Below are 21,376 nucleotides of genomic sequence, written 5' to 3'. Positions count from 1 at the left end.
GTCAGTAGAGTGCCGCGGGCGAGGAATGCACGGTCGGGGACGGGGACACGGGGCAGAGCGAGCGGTGACCACACTCATGCCGGACGAACGACCCCCGGCCGTCGGCACCGGGCTCGGCGGGATCCGCCTGCTCCTCACCCTCTGCGGCCTCACCGCCCTGCTCCTCACCTCAGCGGCTCTGGCGGCCTCCCCGGCCCGCGCCGCCGACGCCCCCGCGGCGAACCAGCCGCCCAACCAGGCCGCCTACCTGGCCGACCGCCTCCGCGAGAACCCGGTCCACGTCACCGATCAGCTCCCCCGCGTGATCCCGCCCTCCATGGCGCCCGACTTCGCCCGGCTCGCCAAGCGCACCGGTGTACCGACGTACGTGCTCGTCCTGCCGTACCAGAGCGGCTCCGGCGAGGACCTGCTGGGCACGGTGCACGACAAGCTCGGGCACGACGGGCTCTACGTACTCCTCGACGACTCGGGAGTGAGGAAGGCGGCGGCCTACGGCGTGAACGCCCCCGCTGAGGCCGCCCGCAGGGTCGCCGCCTACGAGCTCCCCCACGACGCGGGCCCGCTGCGCAACTTCGAACGCTTCGTGGACGTCGTCGCGCAGGGCCCGGAGAAGGCGGAGGCGCGAGCGGCCGCAGCCGGCAAGAAGCTCCGGGACGGCTACGAGCCCGAGGAGATGTACATCGGCCCGGCCGACCGGAAGAACCAGTCCTTCGTCACGGGCATCGCGCTCACCAGCGTACCGCTGACGATCCTGCTGCTGGCGCCGTGTGTACGGCGGGCCCGTCGCCGCTTCCCACGAGCGACCCCGCCCCGCCCCGCCGCGGGCCGCCCCGTCTGGCGGCGTCTGCTCACCCCGGGCCTCGCCCTCGCCGCCGTGGCAGCGATCGCCCTCACCGCTCCGCTCGTCTTCGACCAGACGAAAAGAAGTGTTGCTCCGCTGCCCAGCGCCGCCGACATGACGGCACGCGTCGAACGGGTCGCAGCCGGCCTGGCCCGCGACCCGGTGTACGTGGACCCGGAGAGCCCACAGGTTCTGGACGCCACTCAGCTCTCCCGGCTGCACGACCGCATCGAACAGTTCGGGCGCTCAGAGGGCGGTGGCCCGGTGTACGTCACCGTCGTGCCGCACCTGCCGGAGGACGAGTCAGCCGGTGACGAGGAGCTGTTCGCGGCCGCGGTGCGGGCAGAACTGAGCAAGGCGGACCAGGTCGGCGAGGCGGACGGCGTGTACGTCGTCGCCGACCCGCTGGACGGCTACATCGACGTCTTCAACCACGGCCTGCGCCTGGAGAGTCTCCGCCTCCTCTACGACATCCCCGAGTTCATCTCCTACGGAGACGACCGGTCGGACGAGGCAGACGACCACCTCCTGGGCGAGCGCCTCGACGCGCTGATGACGTACCTCGACAAGTCACCGCGCACCGACGAGCCGACCACCTCCGGCGACCCTGCGCGCCCCCTCAGTCCCGAGGCAGAGAACGCCCTCCCGCCGCTCTTCGCCACCGACTTCTGGCCGGGCCTGTTCGTCGGCGTGGTGGCGGCGCTGCTGCTGCTCGGGCTGGTGGCGGGCTTCCTCGGGATCGTCGCGGCGGTGCTGCGCCGGCGTATTCCGGCGGTGCTGCGGACGCAGGCGCTGACTCTGGCGGCACCGAGCAAGCCGTCCGAGGCGTACCTGTGCCGTACGGCTTGTACGGAACTCTCGGCGGCGGGACAGGCCGTCGCCGAGACCGACGCCGGGCGGGAGGCTCTCGCCCTCGCCTGGGAACGTTTCGACGCCGCGATGTTCCTCGTCGATGGCGACATCGAAGGCATGAGCTCACTTGGTGCGCCGGGTACCGACCCGGCGACCCTCCTGGCCGTCATTGTCCTCGCCCGCGGGGCCCGCAACGCCCTCGACGGCGATACCAACGACCGTTGCTGCGCCATCAACCCGCTCCACGGCCCCTCGGCCGGCCGCCGCCACGTCCGCGTCTTGGCGCAAGGCAACCGCAGGCGCAGGCTGTCGCTGTGCCCGCTCTGCCTGGACGCGGCCAACACCACACCGTACGAACTGCGCGAACGCAGGCTGACCCTGCCGGGCCCGTCCGGCACGCGCGTGCCGTACGACGAGCCGACGGGCAGTCCCCTGTCCGTGCTCGGCGACGGGATCAACCGCCTGGCGGACCGAGTGCGGGAGACCTCACCCGCCCAGTGAGCCAGGGACCGCTCCCCGCATCGCGTCTGACGCCGATCGGAGGACACACGATGGACACACGAGACACCGGCACCGATTACCGCCCAGCGGCAGCGCGGCGACTCTTGCCCTTGCCCTTCTTGCGCAGCTTCCGCTGGCGCTCCCCCTCCCGCGCACGGCGCTCTTCGATGACGGCACGGCGCCAACGGTAGAAGAGCCAGCCCACTCCGCCCGCGACGGCGACATACGCGAGCACTGCCGACCCTGCCCCGGGGATATAGGCACACCCCGGCTCGTACGACCGGCAGTTCTTGCCCGGCAGGCCACTGATCAGGAAGGAGACCGGCGCCAACACAGCCGCGACGCAGGCCACTCGGGTAACGACCCACATCACACGCGCCGGGCCACTGGGCCTCGCCTGGCCGTCGAACCGGCCCGGCACAACACCGGCCCACCCGACAAGACTCAGCACTCCCAGAGCGGCACCGACTGCCCAGGAGCCACCGGGCACGTCGTACACAACCGGCGCGATGTGACGCGAGAACCACCGCATGCTCCCAATGGCGAGGACCAGCACCGGTACGCCCACAACCAGGTACAGGACCAGCCCGGTCATGTCCCGTTTCCGGGTCGGGACGTCCTCGTCGGCCTTCTCCTCGTCCGACACCTGCTCGCTCCCCGCCGTACTCACGATCCCACCTGCTCTGCCGAACCCCGCCCCAGGTGCCCATCACGACGGCCATCACGAAGAGGGTCCCGAGGAACCCTCCGTACGAGCTGCTGTCCGGGTCGTCCGTCGGGCCGGCGACGCCTTCAGGGGCGTACCGCACCCTAATCCCTGGGGTACGACACCCCGCCCGATCAGCTCACTCATGAGGGACACGGCGGCTGACCTCCTACCCGCATCATGACGGGCCCGGCCAGGGCAAGCAGGGCTCTCGACAGCCGGTCGGGCTACTGCTCGGCGTCGCCCTGCTCAGGCACCGGCGACTCATTGGTGCCCTCGGGATACGCGACGAAGGTGCCTTTGGCGGGGAGCGTGACGACGAGCCCCCGCTCTCGGAGTTCGCGAGTGGCGCGACGAGCGGTGAGATGTGCGACTCCGTACTCCGCAGCAAGGTCACGCTCGCCGGGCAACCGAGCACCCGGTCGCAGTTCCCCTGCCGAAATCCGCTCTGCGATGTGATCAGCCATCTGCATGTACACGTAGGCGATCTTGTTCGGGTCAATCGGCGACTGCCCTGATTCCCGTGTCATTCGAACAACGTACGACAGCACTCAGCGCCAGCCATCACCGGAGCACACCTAACCGCTATACACCACACATGCGCACCCTGTAGCGTGGCTGCCACGACAAGGACCCCGGCGACGGGTAGTGGCCGCCCCGGGGCATGGCCGACGCTGCAAAGGAGCGCCAACATGCTGGACCTTACCGTCCGCTTTCTCGCGTGGATGCTGAGCATCTGCACACCAGGCCCTCAGGGCCGCCACCGCCTGGTCGAGGAGCCGCCCTTGCGGTTCATCCCCGCACCGCCACCCCGCTTCACCGAAACCCTCGACGGCAACGCCTCCCGCCTCGTACGCCCCTACGTTCTGGCGTCGCCCAACCGCCGACACCCAGCCACTTTCGGCATCGGCGTCGGCGTCACCGTGGGTCAGAAGTGCATCCACAACCCCGACAACGCATACGCACCGGCAGCCACCCGATGACCCGCCCCGCCCGGCGCATGTGCGCCCGCTGTCAGCGCACCACGGACGAACCGGTTCTGGTCCACGAAGTCCACGCCGCCACAGGCCCCGGCTTCAACGTCTACGCATGCCCGGAGTGCGCCCCGCACTACCCGCCGATGCCGGACCCCCTCGAGATCCTCGACGCCGCCGCCCGCCGCCGCTCCCACCTGAAGATCCGCGTCTGCGACGCCAACGCGGACGGGACCGCGGCCGACTCCACCCCCAAGCCCGAAGTCCACGCCGGCGACACCCGGCCAACCCCCTGTCCAAGGGCGCACCCGCCCTGCGCGTGTACAGGACGCCGACCGGCCCTGTAGCGAGAACAGAACACCCACAGTCCCGCCACGGCTCCGGACGCAGCACATCCTGCGCCCGGAGCCGCGCCCCGTCTTGACACAATCAGGACACAGCGCCACGTCATATCGCCCCGGGGAGCCCGAAATGCCCCGCTTCTCGGAATAGTTCGCCCTGGCGAAACCAGCAACCTCATCGATAACGTCTGTGCTCTTGACTGAACTTTTGTCTCACGGGGAGTCCACTGTGAAGCGCCGCTCTTTGCCGCTTGTAGCCACAGTCACCGCAACGGCAGCACTGCTCTTGACGGCCTGCGGCAGTGGGGAAGGAGAGCCCAGCGACAAGGACAAGATCGCTGGCGCTGACACCGGCGACTCGTCGGCATCGGTGTCTCCCTCACCAAGCCCATCGGCCGACGTCGATCGCCCTGACCTCTCGTTGCCCGACGATGTCAAGGAAGTCTTCGAGGACTGGAACACCGGGGACGCCGCCAAGGACGCAGTCCTCGAAGACGCGGGACGATCAATGACGGCTGTCACTCGTGCCATCACCGAGGGAGACACCAAGTCGCCCGCTCTCAGCTTCTACTACGAGGGCGAGGCATTGGCGGGAGCCGCGAAATGGGTGCAGACCTTCGTGGACCACAGCGCGACCATCACCGGAACCACGCGCTACTACGCGCCGACCGTGGATCTGTCCGGCAAGACCACCGCAGCGGTCACGCTCTGCGCAGATGAGAGCAAGGCTTTCAACAAGTTCCGGGAGTCGAACAAGGTCGACCGTAGCGCCCCCTCCGACAACTCCTACGTGTATTACGTCAGCCGCCTGGAGCAGAACCCTGCGGGGGTTTGGGTCACCAGCAAGGTCATCTCCAAGCGGGGGAGCGAGAAGTGCATTCCGTAAGGCTGAGCAGAAAGCTGCTCGCCCTGCCAGCAGCCGTGCTGTTCATGAGTACTCCGCTCACAGCGGGCTCGGCGCACGCAGAGACTGGCTTCGGCGGATCACGCGGAGAAGCCGAGACCAGCAGCGGTTCAAGCGGCCGCACGATAACCTCTCAGGTAACTTTCAATACCTCCGAAAACGGAACCGCCAAGTCGACCGGCGCTCTTACTCCAGTGGGCGACTATGAACCACCTGCCTGCTGGTACGAGCCGAAGTGGACGCCCGAAGAGTACGAGAAGGATTTCAAGGATCGCTGGAACGTCGGGCACTTCAGCGGCGCGGCGGAGGGCTACGCCGCCGAGAAGTCTCGGTACATCGAGGGAAACCCCTACGAGGACTTCAACAAGGAGAAGGCCGGCGAAGGCATGTTCTGGGGAACGGTCTACGACTGGGGCCGCCTCGAAGGGGATGACTACCTGGCCTGCAGCCAAGCCGACTTCTGGGTCGACAACGGCGATGACCCACCGGTGGAAGGGGCCATCGACACCGAGACCTTGGCGATGCTCGCGTACAACCAACTTCAGGTACCCGACACGGAGGTCTCCTTGGCCCCTGCGGACACCACGAAGGTCAACCTCCCCACTTGGGCCTGGCTCGACAAGGCTGACTTCCACGAGGTCTCGGTCACCGCGACCCTCGATGTGGGTGGTTGGAACCTCTCCGCCACGACCACGGCCACCCCGGTGTCACTGAAACTCGAGCCTGGCACACCGGACGCCGATGTCTACCCCGCCTCCGGCGAATGCGTCATCAACGCTGACGGCTCCATCGGCGAGCCCTACGCGAAGGGCAAAGCCGACCAGGAACCGACCTGCGGCATCAAGTATCTCCGCTCCTCGGGAGACGGCACGTACGACCTCCAGGCCACCATTACCTGGGAGATCACCTGGACCGGCACCGACGGCGCCGGCGGCGACCTGCCGGACGGGACCTTTGGCAGCAACCAGGCGGTCACCGTGCAGGAGATTCAAGCGGTCAATCGGTGAGCAGACGGCGATGAGAGCGGGTTGCCTCAGGCTCAGTATGCTCAGGCGTCGATGGCAGCCTAAGGAACGACGGGAGGAGCAGACGGTGTCTTTTCTTCGATTTGCAAGTGACGAAGTAATGGGCATGGCCGGGACACTGGAGACCAGTGGCGGCCAGATGAAGTCCGCCTCGAAGGAGATGAAGCACGCCGACTCGAAACAGATGGGCCACAGCGGCCTCGAATCGGCCTGTGACGATTTCGCTGACTCCTGGGACTACGGCTTCGGTCAGCTGTCGAAAGTGACGAAAGGCGTGTCGAAGTTCGCCAAGAAGGCGTCGGAGGAATTCACCAAGCTAGATCAGAAACTTTATGACGAGATGAAGAAGAAGCAGGCGGAGTCCGGTAAGTAATCTGAATATGGCGGTCTGCCGAGCTCAGCGGTTCTGCTGCGCCACGTCGAACGTGAACGTGCGGCCTATCTGCGCCAGCCGTCCACAGTAGGAATCGAGCAGGAACACTGAGGGCGTGGAGATGGTCACGTAGACGCAGTAGTCCCGCGGCGCGGGGACGATCAGCTGGAGCGATGCCACGGGCAGAGTTGGCCGAATCGCCCCGGCAGGACTGTCGGCGTCCAGGACCCCGCTCTCTGTCATAAAGCGCGCCGGCAGCGTGAGCAGGCGCAGTGACGCGGACATCACGCCTGGCCCGCAGGGCAGCTTGGCTGCCAACAGCATGTCCTGACGCCCCTGTGCGCCTTTGCCCAGGTCGAAGTCCAATTCTTGCGGTTCTCCCTCGCCGGCGAAGAACTTCTCGTACTTCGCCCGGTAAATGCCTTCAGCCGTCAGGAGCCGGTCGTAGTGCCCGCTCGGGCGCACAGTGACCGCGAGCAGCCCCATGGACAGTCGCTCCTCGCCCGAAACGTTTTCGGTCCCCAGGCACATCGCCGTCAGATCGACGGTGTCATCGCCTCCTGCGGAGAAGCCGGGGAGGGCAGCACGCATTTGTTGCGTCGCGGAGTCCAGCTGCCCCTCGTCGGCGTCCGGTACCAGCTGTGCCAGCGCCTCGCGCCAGCCGTCGACGGCTCCCGGATCGGGAAGTCGGACGAACTCGTCGGGAACGGTGCACTGGAAGGCATAGGGAACCTCGCGACGAGCGGCCGCGTCGATCGGCGTCTGTGTCATGCGGCAGTCCCGAAGTTGGAGGGCTGCAGGCCCTTGGTGAAGCTTTCGCCGGCCGATGTGAGTGTGGTGGCGGTGTCGAACCGGGGCCCCAGCGGACCGGGCGCCATCGTATTCGGCTCGCTGTCCGGCGCCTCGTAGGCGGCGAATCCGGCTCCCGGGCCGACCACCGGTATGTCGGAGATGTTCCAGTCGCCGTCCAGCCACCGGCCGTCATTGGTGTTGGAGCCGATGGCGAAACCCGCACCGGTCACCGTGCCGACGACATCGAGCGCCTTGCCCGTGGCGACGTGCACCCAACCCTGCCCCGCCCTGGCGAATCCGCGCAGCGAGCCGGCCATGCCACTGGGGATCTTCGCGATGTTCCCCCAGGCCCCCGGGCCGATCCTGCCCAGGGTGGCCATGAGTCCCTGGGAAGCCCTCAGAGACCGGCCGGACTGAACGAGTGCCCGCCCGGCCTGCGCCAGCTTCGCACCGGCGAGGGAAGCGCCACCGGCGACGACTCCAAGCGCGTCCCAGGCCAGAGTCTCCCAGGTGACACCCTCCGCCCCACCGATCATCGCGGCGCTGTGGGCGGCGAGAGCGCCGACACCGACGATGAAACCGATGAGCCCCAGCGCTCCCACGCCTGTACCGAGCATGAGGGCGACCAGGCAGACCACACCGATCACCATGGCGATGTCGGCGAGAATGTCCCCGACCAGCTTCCAGAAGTTGGGGTCGCTGAGGACGTTCCAGGCATCGGTCAGGAACTCGGTGAAACCGTCCACGAGGTCGTCGAACCAGCCGGGCTCGGGCGGTGCGTCGTCCGCCGCCTCCTTGACCGTGCGTGCCGTCGCGTCCGCCGCCGAGATGTACTCCACGTTCAGGGCGCTAGCCCTTCCCCGCACGGCTTCCAACTCGTCATTCGCCGCGTCGTACGCCCGCTCCTTGCCCTTCTTGTCCTTCTCGTACTCTTCCTTTTCTTTGTCCGTCATTTGTGACGTGTCGTCGGAGGCACCGTCGAGGTCACCCTTGGCACTGCTCACCTTGCGTGCGGCCGCCGCCGCCTCTTCCTCCAGCTTGCGCGCCCGTGCCTGGAACGCGTCGAGACTCGTCTCCCAGTTGGACAGCGCACGGTGTGCAGACCCGACCGAGTCGAGGGCCCGCTTGAGATAGGGCGGAATCTTGTCGACGGACTCCGTGAACACCTCGGCGGCCTTGCCGGCCCAGATGCCGTCGGACTTGCCGATTTTGCCGAGTTGGGTCTGCGCCGTACCACTCTCCCGGTTGACACGGCCGATCGCGGACACCATCAGGCGCACCGTCTCCAGATCGCCCGGAGCCGGATCGAACCCGAGGTTGGGGTACTTCGACGAACCCACTGCCATCCCCCTACATGTCGCGCCCCCGCCGCTAGGGGCTTGTCTGGCCTAGTGATAGGAAGCTATCCGTGAGGCGAGTGGTTCCCCCGCCGCCGACGAACACGGTAACCGCGTCCTGACACCTTCCGACGACCCGGCCCCGGCCCCACTCCAGGAGGTTCGATGTTCCTGCAGCCTCAGATGAAGGCACTGCTGCGGGACAGTGCACAAGGCGCAGAGCGCCATGACGCACGCAACCTGCAGCGTTCTTGGCGCAAGTTCGCGGCCTTCGCCTATGTCGCCGAGCAGTACGGGTACCGCTACGAAGGGCTGTCGTCGATTTCGCCCAAGGGAAGCCCGAACCCGTACTTCGCCTTTCGACGCCTCCCGGACGCCCCGGAGCGATCCGCGTGGGCCGCCCGGCACTTCCCCACCGCACTGCAAGGGGGACAATTGCCCGGTATGCGGCCCGGTGGCAATCGTCTGCGCCCACTGGCCGAGGCCAAGCATGACGTCGACCTCCTGCACGCCCGCATCATGGTCGACTACAGCCGGACCCATCGGCGGCGAGGGCTGACCGCCCTCCTGGTCATTCCCCTAGCCATGCTCATTCCCCTCTCCCAGACAGGCTTCACGCCCCAGTCGACCCTCGTGTGCGCTGGGATTTGGTTGTTCTTCGCCGCGCTCTTCGCGACCGGCCTGTACATCGCCCGGCGCAGGTACTCGAAGTACGGGCGCATCCTCCGGGAGGCCGACGTCGACTGGCCACCGAGCTCATCGTTCAGGTGAGTTGAGTTTTAGCGATCTTTCCATGTGACCGAAAAATCGCCGAGGACGTCGCGCGGTTTCTCGCTGCCCAAAGCGTCGCCGCGGTCATACCGAGTTCTGTCTGCCGCCCGTTCAGACTTTCTTCCTCAGGGACCACCCCGTCCGGGCGCGGCCTGACACGTACGTGTCGCCTCGCGCCCGGACAAGGGGGTGACGCCGACTTCAGCCCTTGGCGCTCTTCGCCAGCTGCTCGTCCAGGTCCTCGTACGCCTTCTTCGCGTTCGTGAGGAACTTGGACAGGCCCTCCAGGCCCTTCACGGTCTTGGCCGCGCCCTTGGTGAAGTCCTTGATGGACTCGTCGTAGGCGCCGGAGGCCTTCTGCGTGGTGAAGCCGTTGGCGACGAGTTCCTCGACGCCCTTCTCGATGGCCTTCAACATGTCTTCCATGTCGCCCATCGCCTTGATGAGGTCGTTGGCCTTCTTCTCCATCTCGGCATAAGTAAGGTCTGCGTCCTTGGCCATGACGGCTCTCCCTCCCGTTGCGGTCGCCGCAGGGCCTTCCCCCGTGGCTTGCCCGACGCGGGCCGCCCGGTCGTGTGCCGACGGTCCGCACGAGCAAAGATCTTACGGGTGGGGCTGTTGGGATGACAGGGATGCCCGGCGAGGGAAGCGGGAACCGGTGCGCAGCCCGTTGCACAGGGGAAAGGTGCGGCAGCTAAGGTCGCTGCACTGTGTTCAGCGTTCCGGGGGCGGCCTCAGCCCAGCGAGGAGGACGAACGTGCGCCTGAGTCTGACCGTCGTCGACCCGATCGGCGGGGCCAGCGCCGATGTGGTGCTCGACGCCGATCCGGAGTCGTCGGTCGGCGACATCACTCGGGAGCTGGCACGCCATGTCGGTGTTGCCGATGGTGCGCAGGTCATTCCTATCGGCGGGCGTCCCGGCCCCGGCGGCGCACCGCAGGCCTTCGTCGACGGCTACGCCCTCGATCCCGACGCCAACATCGTCGGCTCACCGCTGCGCGAGGGGGCTGTCGTCAGTCTGCACGATCCGGCCGGCTGCGTTGCCGGTGAGCCGACCGGTGTCGTGGAGTTCCGCGTGGCCGGCGGTCCAGCCGCCGGTGTCGTGCACCGGCTGGGCGTGGGCCGGTACGACATCGGCAGCGGGCCTGCCGCGCACCTCCGCATCGACGATCCCGAACTCGCCTCGCGCGCCGCCACCTTGTCCATCGCCATGGACGGCACCTGCGACGTCACCCTTCACGGCATCGAGAAGAAGAACACCGGGGTCCAGGAGGAGCCGCAGGAGAAGTGGAAGAAGAGGCGGAAGGGAGAGGATAAGCAGGAGGAGACGGAGCGCGACCCCAACCACCCCCGGCTCGACGGTGACGACTTCGACGGCGGGACCTGGCCCCTCGGCTCCCAACTCGCCCTCCGCAACACGCTTCTCGAGATCGATGCCTACTCCCCTCCCAACGCCGCCCTGAAGTGGTCGGAGGACGGGGCCGGGCTCGACTACAACCGGCCTCCTCGACTGCGCCCGGCGGAGCGCGAGACGCACTTTCGGCTGCCTACTCCGCCCAGGGACTACGAAGCCCGGCCGCTGCCCTGGCTGATGGCGCTGTTCCCGCTGGTCGGCGCCGTCGTGTCCGTCATGATTTTCGGGCGCTGGTACTACATGATCATGGCGCTGCTGAGCCCGGTCATGCTCTTCGGCAACTACTTCATGGACAAGAAGCACGGGCGCAAGTCCCATGCGCAGCAGGTCAAGGAGTACAAGGAGACCAAGGAGCGGATCGAGAAGGACGCGCAGGACGCGCTGCGGCTGGAGCGGCTCGAGCGGCGCGGCACCGTTCCCGACCCCGCCTCCGTGCTCGCCTTCGGCACCGGGCCCCGTACCCGGTTGTGGGAGAGGCGGCGCACGGATGCCGACCATCTGCTTCTTCGGGTCGGCACCGGGCGGGTGCCGTCCGAGGTCGTGCTCGACGATCCGGAGCAGGACGACCACAAGCGCCAGGTGACCTGGGACATCGAGGACTCGCCCGTCGCGCTGCCGCTGCGGGAGCTGGGCGTCATCGGTGTCGCGGGGCCCGGTGACTCGGCCCAGGCACTGGCGAGGTGGGCCGTGGCGCAGACGGCGGTGCTGCACAGCCCGATGGACGTCCAGTTCTACGTGCTCACCGAGAACCAGGCGCAGCCGCGCTGGGACTGGGTCCGCTGGCTCCCGCACGCCCGCCCGGTGAACGGCCAGGACGTCAACGTGATGGTGGGGACGGACTCCGAGACCGTGAGCGCCCGGGTCGGTGAGCTGACGCAGTTGCTCGACGCCCGGCAGAAGGCGCTGAAGGAGAACAACCGCGGGGGTGCCGGTCCCGCCTTCTCCGACCCGGACATCGTCGTCGTCTGGGACGGGTCGCGTCGGCTGAGGTCGCTGCCGGGTGTCGTGCGGCTCCTGCGGGAAGGGCCGGCGGTCGCCATGTACGCGATCTGCCTGGACGAGGAGGAGCGCTTCCTGCCCGGCGAGTGCCAGGCCTTCGTCGTCGCCGAGCCACTGCGCCGCCACGATGACGGCGTCACCGCTCAGGCCGGCGGTTCCGCGCAGGCCGCCGGCGGCTTTCCCTCCTTCCAGGCCTGGCACCAAGGTGCCCAGCAGGCGCAGCAGGCCGCCGAGCGGGCCCCCGAGCTGCGGCTGCGCGTCGAGCAGACCGGCGCACGGCGCAGGTCCGGGGTACGCCCGGACTTCGTCTCCCCCGCCTGGTGCGCCCGGCTGTCGCGGGCGCTGTCGCCCCTGCGCGACATCAGCGGCGAAACCGAGGACTCCGCCCTCCCGTCCTCGAGCCGGCTCCTCGACGTGCTCCAGCTGGAACCCCCGACGCACGACGGCGTCGCCGCGCGCTGGCGCATGGGCGGTCAGTCCACCATGGCGGTCATCGGTGAGTCGTACGACGGGCCGTTCGGCATCGACATCCGGCGCGACGGCCCGCACGGGCTCATCGCCGGTACGACCGGTTCGGGCAAGTCGGAGCTGCTCCAGACCATCGTGGCCGCGCTCGCCGTCGCCAATACGCCCGAGAACATGACGTTCGTCCTCGTCGACTACAAGGGCGGTTCCGCCTTCAAGGACTGCGTCAAGCTCCCGCACACCGTCGGTATGGTCACCGACCTCGACGCGCACCTCGTCGAACGCGCCCTGGAATCGCTGGGCGCGGAGCTGAAGCGGCGCGAGCACATCCTGGCCGCCGCCGACGCCAAGGACATCGAGGACTACCAGGACCTGGTGCGCCGGGACCCGTCCCACGCTTCCGTGCCCCGGCTGCTCATCGTCATCGACGAGTTCGCGTCCATGGTCCGGGACCTGCCCGACTTCGTGACGGGTCTCGTCAACATCGCCCAGCGAGGCCGCTCGCTCGGCATTCACCTCCTGCTGGCCACACAGCGGCCGAGTGGTGTCGTGTCGCCCGAGATCCGCGCCAACACCAACCTCCGGATCGCGCTGCGCGTGACCGACGCCGGTGAGTCGACCGACGTCATCGACGCTCCCGACGCCGGTCACATCGCCAAGAGCACGCCGGGGCGCGCGTACGTCCGTCTCGGCCACGCCTCCCTCATCCCCTTCCAGTCCGGCCGCGTCGGTGGCCGCCGCCCGGGTGCCGCCGATCCGGCGGCGCTCGCCCCGTGGGCCGGGCAGCTCTCGTGGGAGGACCTGGGACGGGCGGGGCTCGCCAAGCCCAAGTCCGAGGCGCGGGAGGACGACGAGATCACCGATCTGAAGGTCCTGGTGGACGCCGTCCGCGAGGCCAACACCGCCCTCGGCATCCCGGCCCAGCACTCTCCGTGGCTGCCCGCCCTGGACGAGACGCTGCTGCTGGACGACGTTCCGGAGGTGCGCGGCCAAGGGGCGCTGCCGGCTGCTCCGTACGGCATCGCGGACCTGCCCGCCGAACAGGCCCGTCGCCCCGTGGTCGTCGACTTCGCCACCTTCGGGCATCTGCTCATCGCCGGTGGTCCGCGCAGCGGTCGCTCACAGGTGCTGCGTACCATCGCGGGCTCCCTGGCCCGCACCGTGTCGAGCGCTGACGTCCATCTGTACGGCATCGACTGCGGCAACGGCGCCCTGAACGCGCTCACCCGGCTGCCGCACTGCGGCGCGGTCGTCGGCCGCAATCAGCAGGAGCGGGTCATCCGGTTCTTCAACCGGCTCACCGGCGAACTCACCCGGCGACAGGACCTGCTGGCCGAGGAGGGCTACGCCGACATCGGGGAGCAGCGGGCCGCCGCGGCCGAGGACGAGCGGCTGCCCCACATCGTGGTCTTCCTCGACCGCTGGGAGGGCTGGCTGCCCACGCTCGGCGAGTACAACCACGGCGACCTCACCGACCAGGTGATGGTGCTGATGCGCGAGGGCGCCAGCATCGGCCTGCACTTGGTGATCACCGGCGACCGCCAGCTCCTGACCGGGCGGATCTCCTCCCTGACCGAGGACAAGTACGGTCTGCGCCTCGCCGACCGCGGTGACTTCTCGTTGCTGGACATCAACGCGCGCAAGCTTCCCGAGGAGATCCCGCCCGGCCGGGGCTACGCGAGCGGGACGGCGACCGAGACGCAGTTCGCCCTGCTCGCCGAGGACACCACCGGTCAGGGTCAGGCTGCCGCGCTCGTCGCGATCGGCGAGGCGGCGACCGCCCGGGACGCCGGGCTGCCGCGCTCCCGCCGCCCGTTCCGCGTCGACGTGCTGCCCAGCCGGATCTCCTTCGCCGATGCCTGGGACATGCGCGACCCGGTGGCGAGCGCCTCGCCGCTGTGGGCGCTGGTGGGTGTCGGCGGCGACGAGCTCACCGCCTTCGGCCCCGACCTCGCGCAGGGGGTCCCGGCGTTCGTGATCGGCGGGCCCGCGAAGTCCGGGCGCAGCACGGTGCTGATGAACGTCGCGCGCTCCTGCCTCGCCCAGGGCGTACGGCTGGTCCTGGCGGCACCCCGCCCGTCGCCGCTGCGCGAGCTGGAGGGGACGGACGGAGTCCTGAAGGTCTTCACCGGCCGGGACATCGACGAGGACGAGATGGAGGAGCTGATCGAGTCGGCCAGTCCCGGGCAGCCGATCGTCGTCCTGGTCGACGACGCGGAGGTGCACGACGACTGCGACGCCGAGGACATCTTCAAGCGCATCGTCGAACGCGGTGTGGAGGAGGGTCTGGCCGTCGTCATCGCCGGTGACGAGGAGGAGATCTGCGACGGCTTCTCCGGCTGGCAGGTCGACATGAAGAAGGCCCGCCGCGGCATCCTGCTGTCCCCGCAGGACAGCTCCGCGGGTGAGTTGATCGGCATCCGCACGAACCGGAGCATGGTCGGCGGCCAGATCACTCCGGGCAAGGGCATGCTGCACCTCGGCAGCGGGGAACATCTGACGGTGACCACGCCGATGTGACGGGCGCCCGCCGCCCGGGAGTGGCGACGGGCCGCAGGACCGACGTTCGGTTCTGCGGCCCGTCGTTCTCGCTACACCGCCGGCAGCGCGTAGATCTCGTGGCCGTGCGTCGCCAGCAGCCGGTTGCCGGCGAGGGTGATCTGCCACGGCTCGCCCACCGTCTTGCTGTCGGTGTACGTCCAGCGGAGCTTGCCCGTTTTCGTCTCCAGGGCGACGATGCCGCCGTCGACGGAGCCGGTGGCGCCGTACACTGTCGAGCCCGCGCGGAGGAACGACTCCGGGCCGTCGACGTCCAGTTCGTCGCAGAGCCAGGTCCGCTTGCCGGTCTTGACGTTCACCGCCCACACGCCGTCGTCGTGGTCGCTGACGTAGAGCACGCCGTCGAAGACCGTGGGGTTGTCGAAGCCTCGGCGGCCGGCCGGGTCGAGCGTCCAGACGGTGCGGCCCTTCTCCACGTCGACGGCCTTGAGTTCGTCGCCCGGGAGGAAGACGAGGCCGTTCGCGACCGTGGGCTGCCAGGACCACTCGTCGCCGATCTTCTTGGTCCACACCTGGCCGCCGGTGGCGGTGTCCCGGACGGTGAGGTTGAGGTTCGAGTCGGCGTAGACCAGGTACTTGCCGGAGGCGGTGCCCTGGACGTCGTAGTCCTTCGTGCCCCAGTCACGGTGCTGGACCCACGCCGTCTTCCCCGTGGTGTGGCTGACGGCCGCGACGGCCGTGCGGTACTTGGTGGCGCTCTTCGACTGGCCGTGGTCGGTCGCCGTGACGTAGACGTTCTTGCCGTCGATGGCGATCGTGTCCTCGACGGACAGCTGCTTGCCGAGGCGGCTGCGCCAGGCCTCCTCTCCGGTCTTGACGTCGTAGGCGACCAGGGCGCCCTCGTAGTCGCCGTCGGCGAGGAAGACCTTGCCGCCGTGGAAGAGGAGCCTGGCTCCGGGCCGGCAGATACCCGCCTTGGTCCAGCGGGCCTTGCCGGTCCTGACGTCGTAGGCCACGAGCGGGTCGCCGCTGACCAGGAGCAGTCCCGCGTGGGTGAGGAGCGGTACGCGCGGGCTGGTGCTGTCCTCCTTCGCCGACTTGTGCCACAGCGGCTGCGGGGCCACTCCGGCGGGCGGGGTCGTAAAGGTCTCGTCCGCGGGCTCGGCCGAACCGCCCTTGCCGGGAGCGTCCGTCGCGTCGTCGGAGACGCCGTCCCCGGAGGCGAACAGCCACCCGCCGCCGACTCCGGCCACCGCGACGGCCGCCGCGGCGCCGAACGCCAGGCCGAGCGCCCGCCGCCGGGAGCGGTCCGGCGCCGGCGCCCCGCCCGCGCCGACCCGCACCGTGCCGGGAAGGGGGGCGCCGTAGCCGGGTGACGGTGCCGACGTGCCGCCGGGCGGCGTGCCGTATCCGGCCGGTGGCGTACCGCCGGGCGGTGTCCCGAGCGGCGCCGTACCGGCCGGCGGTGTCCCGACCGGCATGGTCGGCGCCGGACCGAACGCGGGCGCCGCCTGCGCCGGCGGGACGTTCGCGGGTGCGTCGGGTGCCTCCAGGTCCAGGATCCCCGCGGCATGGGTCGCGATCGTCGAGGCCACCGCCGAAGGCAGCCAGTCGTGCAGGGCGGCGTCGATGCCCTGCCCGGCCAGCGCGGTCACGATCTCCGCGGGCGCCGGACGCCGCGCCGGGTCCTTCATGAGGCAGGCACGGATCAGCCCCAGCAGGGACGGGGGTACGCCCGTCAGGTCGGCCTCGCCGTGCACGATCTGGTAGAGCAGCGAGGCGTGCGAGGCCGTGCCGTCACCGAAGACGCCGCGCCCGGTCGCCGCGAACGCGAGCACGGAACCCAGCGAGAACACGTCGCCCGCCGTGCCGACGTCCTTGCCCGTCGCCTGCTCCGGCGACATGTAACCGGGAGAGCCGACCACCACGCCGGTCTGGGTCATCCGGCTGCCGTCCACGGCGCGCGCGATGCCGAAGTCGATGAGGCGCGGTCCGTCGGCCGCCAGCAGGACGTTGGACGGCTTGAGGTCGCGGTGGATCAGGCCCGCCGCGTGGATGTCCTGGAGGGCGGCGCCGAGTCCGGCGGCCAGCGCGCGGACCGTGCGCTCCGGCAGCGCTCCGTGGGCCGCGACCACGTCCGTCAGGTCGGGACCGAGGACGTACGACGTCGCCAGCCACGGCAGGGGCGCGTCCGGGTCGGCGTCCACGACGGGCGCGGTGAACCGGCCGGAGACCGCTCTCGCGATCTCGACCTCGTGCCGGAAGCGGGCCCGGAAGTCGCCGTCCGCCGCGAGGTCGGGGCGGACCACCTTCACGGCGACCGTACGGCCGCCGGGCGACCGGGCGAGGTAGACGCGTCCCATGCCACCGGCGCCCAGTCTGCGCAGGAGGCGGTAGGGGCCCAACTCCCTCGGATCGTCCGCTTGCAGTGTGTCCATGGCCGGCCTTCCCCGTCGTCAAGCGTGGGCGAACGCCGCGCCTCGCACAGGGACGTTCGCTGTGGCAGACACAGTAGTAAGAGGGGTGGCTGAGGCGGTTGCAGGGGGACGGCGGTCCATCGGCCCTCCCGCACACCTGACGCGGCGGCTACCGCACTCTCGACAACCGCGCCTTCGGCCGCCCCGAGTCCTCGCTGTCCGACTCGTACCGGAGGTCGTCGCCGACCGGCGTGAGGCGGACGGTGTGGAGGGCCTGGTTGCACACGTCGCGGTTGCCCTCGGCTCCCACGGCGCCGGCGACGATCTGCTTGTCGGTGACCTTTTTCAGGGTCAGTACGTCGTCGCAGGTGCCGCCGAAGAGGTCGGTGTGGCGCAGGGTGCCCAGTTTCTCGCCGACCGCGGCCTCGCGGACGGTCAGCCGGAAGGTGCCGAGGGGCAGGTTGCCGTCGACGGCGACGGCCTGGCCCTCCCAGGTGCCGACGTAGCGGTCGGGGACGGGGGCGGCACCGGCGCCGCCCGTGTCCGCTCCGGGGTCGGACGGTGCGGTCGCCGACGGGGTGGGGGTGCCGCCGTCCGCGGAGTCGTTGCTCCCGCCGCCCGGGAGCAGGTCGAGGACGAACACCGAACCGACCGTCACCGCCGCCATCGCCCCGGCCACCGCGAGCGCCACCGTGCAGCTGAGCCGGCGGCCCCGGCGCCCCTCACCCGCCTGTGTGGAGGTGGCCGCGACGGAGACGGAGAGCCTGCCGGGCGGGCGGTCGCCGTCGCGCGGGGCCGGTACGCCGGTGCCGGGCGCCGTAGGCGTGGGCATCACCGTCGGCGTGGGCATCACCGGCGGGGGCCCGAAGACGCCGGGCGCCGCACCACTCCCCGCATTCCCCGCGCTCCCCGCACTCCCCGCATCCCCCGCTTCCCCCGGCGGCCTGCTGAACCCCGCGTCCCCCGCCCCCACCGACGGCCGGCTGAACCCCACCGGCCCCGACACCGCCCCCGGCGGCTCCTCCGCCGCCTCCAGGTTCAGCAGCCGCACGGCGCTCCGGCTGACCCGCTCCACCAGCGGTCCCGGGAGCCAGCCGCCGGCGACCAGGCGGGCCGCGCCCTCGGGAGCGAGGCGCCGGGCCACGTCGCCGGGGGCCGGGCGGGCCGCCGGGTCCTTGGCGAGGCACGCGGCCACCACGTCCCGCACCTCGCCGTCCAGGGTGCCGAGCCGCGGCTCCTCGTGGACGACCTTGTAGAGGAGCGCGGCCGAGGAGTCACCGGGGAAGGGCGGCTCGCCCGTCGCCGCGTACGCCAGTACCGCGCCCAGGGAGAAGACGTCCGCCGCGCCCGTGACGCCCTTGCCGAGGATCTGCTCGGGGGACATGTAGCCGGGGGAGCCGATCGAGACGCCGGTGGAGGTGAGGGACGCGGTGCCCTCCGTGGCGCGGGCGATGCCGAAGTCGATCAGGAGGGGGCCGTCGAGGGTGAGCAGGACGTTGGACGGCTTCACGTCGCGGTGGACGAGGCCCAGGTCGTGCACGGCCGCCAGCGCCTCGCCCAGGCCCGCGCCGAGCGCCCGTGCCGAGTGGTCCGGCAGCGGGCCGCCGTCCGTGACGGCCGCGGTGAGGGACGGGCCGGCCGCGTACGCGGTGGCGACCCACGGGACGCGGGCCTCCGGGTCCGCGTCGAGCACGGGCGCCGTCCAGGCGCCGCCGACCCGGCGCGCCGCGTCCACCTCGCGCCGGAATCGGGCGCGGAACTCCTGGTCGAGCGCGAAGTGCGGGTGCACGATCTTCACGGCGACCGTGCGGCCGCCGGCGCTGCGGCCCAGGTAGACCCGGCCCATGCCGCCGGCGCCCAGCCGGCCGAGCAGCCGGTAGGGCCCCACGGCCGTGGGCTCGTCGACGTCGAGCGGCTGCATGGCGTCCACCCCTCCCCCGTACGCCAGTGTCTGGGAGCAGGGTAGTGCGCCGCCCGTGCCGGGCCCCGGTGGAAACAGGGCTGTGTCAGGGCTGGAGCAGTTCCACCTGCACGTCCGCCGGGAAGCCGGTCGTCGGGCCCACCCGGCGGGCGAACTCGGTGACCGCCTCCAGCTGCGGGCCGCCGAAGCGGAAGTCGAGGGTGGTGAAGTACTTCGCGAGGGTCTCCTCGTCGAAGGCCTCCCAGCGGGCCGCCTGCTCGGCGACCTTGTCGACCTCCTCCAGGGAGAGGTTGCGGGAGGCGAGGAAGGCCTCGTGCACCTTGCGGGTCAGCTCCGGCTCGCGCCGCGCGTAGTCCTTGCGCGCCGCCCAGACCGCGAAGACGAACGGCAGGCCCGTCCACTCCTTCCACAGCGCGCCCAGGTCGTGCACGGCGAGGCCGTAGCGCGGGCCGTCGATCATGTTCGCGCGCAGCGCCGCGTCGCCGATGAGGACGGCCGCGTCGGCCTCCTGCATCATCAGGCTCAGGTCCGGCGGGCAGGTGTAGTAGTCGGGCGTGACCCCGAAGCGCTCGGCGAGCAGGAGCTGGGCGAGGCGGACGGAGGTGCGCGAGGTGGAGCCGAGGGCGACGCGGGCGCCGTCCAGCTTCTCCAGCGGCACCTGCGAGACGATCACGCACGACATGACCGGTCCGTCGCAGCCGACGGCGATGTCGGGGAAGGCGACGAGGTCGTCGGCGTTCTTGAGGAATTCGACCAGGGTGACGGGACCGATGTCGAGATCGCCCTGGACGATCTGCTCGCTGAGCTTCTCCGGGGTGTCCTTCGTGAGCTCGAAGTCGAGGAGCGTTCCCGTTCTCGCGAGCCCCCAGTACAGGGGCAGGCAGTTCAGGAACTGGATGTGGCCGACGCGCGGCCGGGTGCGAGAATTGTCCACATCGCGAGGCTAGCCCTCCCCCCGTTTCCGCCGGTCGCCGACCCCCGGCGTCAGCCGAACGGCCGGGTGGTTCAAACATTCGGGTGAAGTGATCTTGGCCTCTGTTGCGCCGGGGGCCCTGCGTGCTAGGCTCACAGCAAGTTGCAGTTTGGTTTCCCTTGCAGTACAGAGCCTGCGGAGCATGTGACCGCGGGCTCTCGTCGTTCTCAGACGTATGCAGTTGTGCGGCATTCACAGTCTTCACACTTGCTGGTTCTGGAGCAGGGCAACCCTTTGAGCCCAAGGAGGGCTTATGGCTACCGGAACCGTGAAGTGGTTCAACGCCGAAAAGGGCTTTGGTTTCATCGCCCAGGAAGGCGGCGGCCCCGACGTCTTCGTCCACTACTCCGCGATCAACGCGACCGGATTCCGGTCCCTCGAGGAGAACCAGCAGGTGTCCTTCGACGTCACGCAGGGTCCGAAGGGCCCGCAGGCGGAGAATGTCACTCCTGTCTGATCGACAGCAGTACCCAAGGAGCCCCGCGCCGGTTTCGGCGACGGGGCTCCTGCCCTTTCCGGCGCCCGGCGCCCGGCGCCCCATGAATTCCCGGTGACTCCTGGTGGATCCTGTGCGTCCAGGCGGCTGTCGGTGGCAAGCCTTAGGGTCCCGCCATGACCCACGACACCGGCTTCCTGGACACCACCCGCACCTTCTACGACACCATCGCCGAGGACTACGCCGACCTGCACCGTTCCTCGGGCGCCGGCACCCCGCTGGACCGGGCGCTGATGGGCGCCTTCGCCGAGCTGGTGGGGCCGGAGGGGGAGGTGGCCGACCTGGGCTGCGGGCCCGGCCGGGTCACCGCGCACCTCGCCTCGCTCGGCCTGCGCGTCTTCGGCCTGGACCTCTCCGCCGCGATGCTGGAGGTCGCGCGCCGCGAGCACCCGGGGCTGCGGTTCGAGCAGGGCTCCATGCTGGAGCTGGAGCTGCCCGACGGGGCGCTCGCGGGGGCCGTCTCCTGGTACTCGTCGATCCACACGCCGTGGGACCGGCTGCCGGACCTCTTCGGGGAGGTGCGGCGCGTGCTGGCGCCGGGCGGGCACTTCCTCCTCGCCTTCCAGGTCGGTGACGAGCCGATGCACCTCGACCGTCCCTTCGGCCGCCCGGTCGCCCTGCACTTCGAACGGCGGCGGCCCGAGGCGATGTCCCGGCTGCTGGAGGAGGCCGGGTTCACCGTGCTGTCGCGGACGGTGCGCGTGCAGGAGGAGGACACCTCCGCGAAGGTCCCGCAGGCCTGCCTGATCGCCCGCCGCTGAAGCTCCCCCTCCCG

General features: G+C 69.9%; 18 protein-coding genes. 10 read left to right on the top strand and 8 right to left on the bottom strand.

The window, feature by feature from the left end:
- Positions 1-76 precede the first annotated feature (76 nt).
- Positions 77-2,194, top strand: coding sequence for a hypothetical protein (locus M6G08_RS11045; RefSeq protein WP_272586993.1), 2,118 nt, complete (start codon positions 77-79; stop codon positions 2,192-2,194).
- 76 nt (positions 2,195-2,270) lie between these two features.
- Here M6G08_RS11045 and M6G08_RS11040 read toward each other — a convergent pair whose 3' ends face one another.
- Together M6G08_RS11040 and M6G08_RS11035 are read right to left on the bottom strand one after the other, a co-directional pair.
- Positions 2,271-2,840 (bottom strand): hypothetical protein, encoded by a 570-nt coding sequence (locus M6G08_RS11040; RefSeq protein WP_272586992.1) that lies wholly within the window; start codon positions 2,838-2,840, stop codon positions 2,271-2,273.
- A gap of 287 nt (positions 2,841-3,127) precedes the next feature.
- On the bottom strand, positions 3,128-3,430 hold the full coding sequence (locus M6G08_RS11035) for a winged helix-turn-helix domain-containing protein (RefSeq protein ID WP_272586991.1): 303 nt from the start codon (positions 3,428-3,430) through the stop codon (positions 3,128-3,130).
- A 162-nt stretch (positions 3,431-3,592) separates the two neighbouring features.
- Here M6G08_RS11035 and M6G08_RS11030 point away from each other — a divergent pair, with 162 nt between their 5' ends.
- The 5 genes from M6G08_RS11030 (at position 3,593) to M6G08_RS11010 (ending at position 6,517) form a co-directional block, all read left to right on the top strand.
- Positions 3,593-3,883, top strand: coding sequence for a hypothetical protein (locus tag M6G08_RS11030; RefSeq protein WP_272586990.1), 291 nt, complete (start codon positions 3,593-3,595; stop codon positions 3,881-3,883).
- Entirely contained in the window at positions 3,880-4,221 is a 342-nt protein-coding gene (locus tag M6G08_RS11025) for a hypothetical protein (RefSeq protein WP_272586989.1), read from the top strand. Before M6G08_RS11030 ends, M6G08_RS11025 begins: the two co-directional genes overlap by 4 nt.
- A gap of 223 nt (positions 4,222-4,444) precedes the next feature.
- Positions 4,445-5,101, top strand: coding sequence for a hypothetical protein (locus tag M6G08_RS11020; RefSeq protein ID WP_272586988.1), 657 nt, complete (start codon positions 4,445-4,447; stop codon positions 5,099-5,101).
- Positions 5,102-5,145: 44 nt separating this feature from the next.
- The gene (locus M6G08_RS11015) at positions 5,146-6,126 is read left to right on the top strand and encodes a hypothetical protein (protein WP_272591311.1); all 981 of its coding nucleotides are present in this window, start codon (positions 5,146-5,148) and stop codon (positions 6,124-6,126) included.
- A gap of 85 nt (positions 6,127-6,211) precedes the next feature.
- On the top strand, positions 6,212-6,517 hold the full coding sequence (locus M6G08_RS11010; RefSeq protein ID WP_336298987.1) for a hypothetical protein: 306 nt from the start codon (positions 6,212-6,214) through the stop codon (positions 6,515-6,517).
- Between the two features lie 24 nt (positions 6,518-6,541).
- On the opposite strand, the gene M6G08_RS11005 is transcribed toward M6G08_RS11010, so the two are convergent.
- Both M6G08_RS11005 and M6G08_RS11000 read right to left on the bottom strand, forming a co-directional pair.
- On the bottom strand, positions 6,542-7,288 hold the full coding sequence (locus M6G08_RS11005; protein ID WP_272586986.1) for a hypothetical protein: 747 nt from the start codon (positions 7,286-7,288) through the stop codon (positions 6,542-6,544).
- The gene (locus tag M6G08_RS11000) at positions 7,285-8,655 is read right to left on the bottom strand and encodes a putative T7SS-secreted protein (RefSeq protein ID WP_272586985.1); all 1,371 of its coding nucleotides are present in this window, start codon (positions 8,653-8,655) and stop codon (positions 7,285-7,287) included. Before M6G08_RS11000 ends, M6G08_RS11005 begins: the two co-directional genes overlap by 4 nt.
- 156 nt (positions 8,656-8,811) lie before the next feature.
- On the opposite strand from M6G08_RS11000, the gene M6G08_RS10995 reads away from it, so the two are divergent.
- Entirely contained in the window at positions 8,812-9,417 is a 606-nt protein-coding gene (locus tag M6G08_RS10995; protein WP_272586984.1) for a hypothetical protein, read from the top strand.
- A 201-nt stretch (positions 9,418-9,618) separates the two neighbouring features.
- Here M6G08_RS10995 and M6G08_RS10990 read toward each other — a convergent pair whose 3' ends face one another.
- The gene (locus M6G08_RS10990) at positions 9,619-9,918 is read right to left on the bottom strand and encodes a WXG100 family type VII secretion target (protein WP_073725395.1); all 300 of its coding nucleotides are present in this window, start codon (positions 9,916-9,918) and stop codon (positions 9,619-9,621) included.
- 256 nt (positions 9,919-10,174) lie between these two features.
- Between M6G08_RS10990 and M6G08_RS10985 the strand changes: the two genes are divergently transcribed.
- On the top strand, positions 10,175-14,815 hold the full coding sequence (locus M6G08_RS10985; protein ID WP_272586983.1) for an FtsK/SpoIIIE domain-containing protein: 4,641 nt from the start codon (positions 10,175-10,177) through the stop codon (positions 14,813-14,815).
- Positions 14,816-14,886: 71 nt separating this feature from the next.
- Here the strand turns inward: M6G08_RS10985 and M6G08_RS10980 are convergent, their stop codons facing one another.
- From M6G08_RS10980 to M6G08_RS10970, 3 genes are all read right to left on the bottom strand, one after another.
- Positions 14,887-17,232, bottom strand: a complete 2,346-nt coding sequence (locus tag M6G08_RS10980; RefSeq protein ID WP_272586982.1) for a BamB-related PQQ repeat family beta-propellar protein — start codon at positions 17,230-17,232, stop codon at positions 14,887-14,889.
- Between the two features lie 148 nt (positions 17,233-17,380).
- On the bottom strand, positions 17,381-19,132 hold the full coding sequence (locus M6G08_RS10975) for a serine/threonine-protein kinase (RefSeq protein ID WP_272586981.1): 1,752 nt from the start codon (positions 19,130-19,132) through the stop codon (positions 17,381-17,383).
- 85 nt (positions 19,133-19,217) lie between these two features.
- Positions 19,218-20,066, bottom strand: coding sequence for a menaquinone biosynthetic enzyme MqnA/MqnD family protein (locus tag M6G08_RS10970; protein WP_272586980.1), 849 nt, complete (start codon positions 20,064-20,066; stop codon positions 19,218-19,220).
- 292 nt (positions 20,067-20,358) lie between these two features.
- On the opposite strand from M6G08_RS10970, the gene M6G08_RS10965 reads away from it, so the two are divergent.
- Both M6G08_RS10965 and M6G08_RS10960 read left to right on the top strand, forming a co-directional pair.
- On the top strand, positions 20,359-20,562 hold the full coding sequence (locus M6G08_RS10965; RefSeq protein WP_004984723.1) for a cold-shock protein: 204 nt from the start codon (positions 20,359-20,361) through the stop codon (positions 20,560-20,562).
- Between the two features lie 155 nt (positions 20,563-20,717).
- Positions 20,718-21,362: a class I SAM-dependent DNA methyltransferase gene (locus M6G08_RS10960; RefSeq protein ID WP_272586978.1), complete on the top strand. Its 645-nt coding sequence runs from the start codon at positions 20,718-20,720 to the stop codon at positions 21,360-21,362.
- The last annotated feature ends 14 nt before the right edge of the window (positions 21,363-21,376 follow it).

It is taken from the genome of Streptomyces sp. M92, assembly GCF_028473745.1.
Taxonomy (GTDB): domain Bacteria; phylum Actinomycetota; class Actinomycetes; order Streptomycetales; family Streptomycetaceae; genus Streptomyces.
Note: the sequence above shows the minus strand (reverse complement) of the source record. Positions and strands in the feature narration are given on the sequence as shown.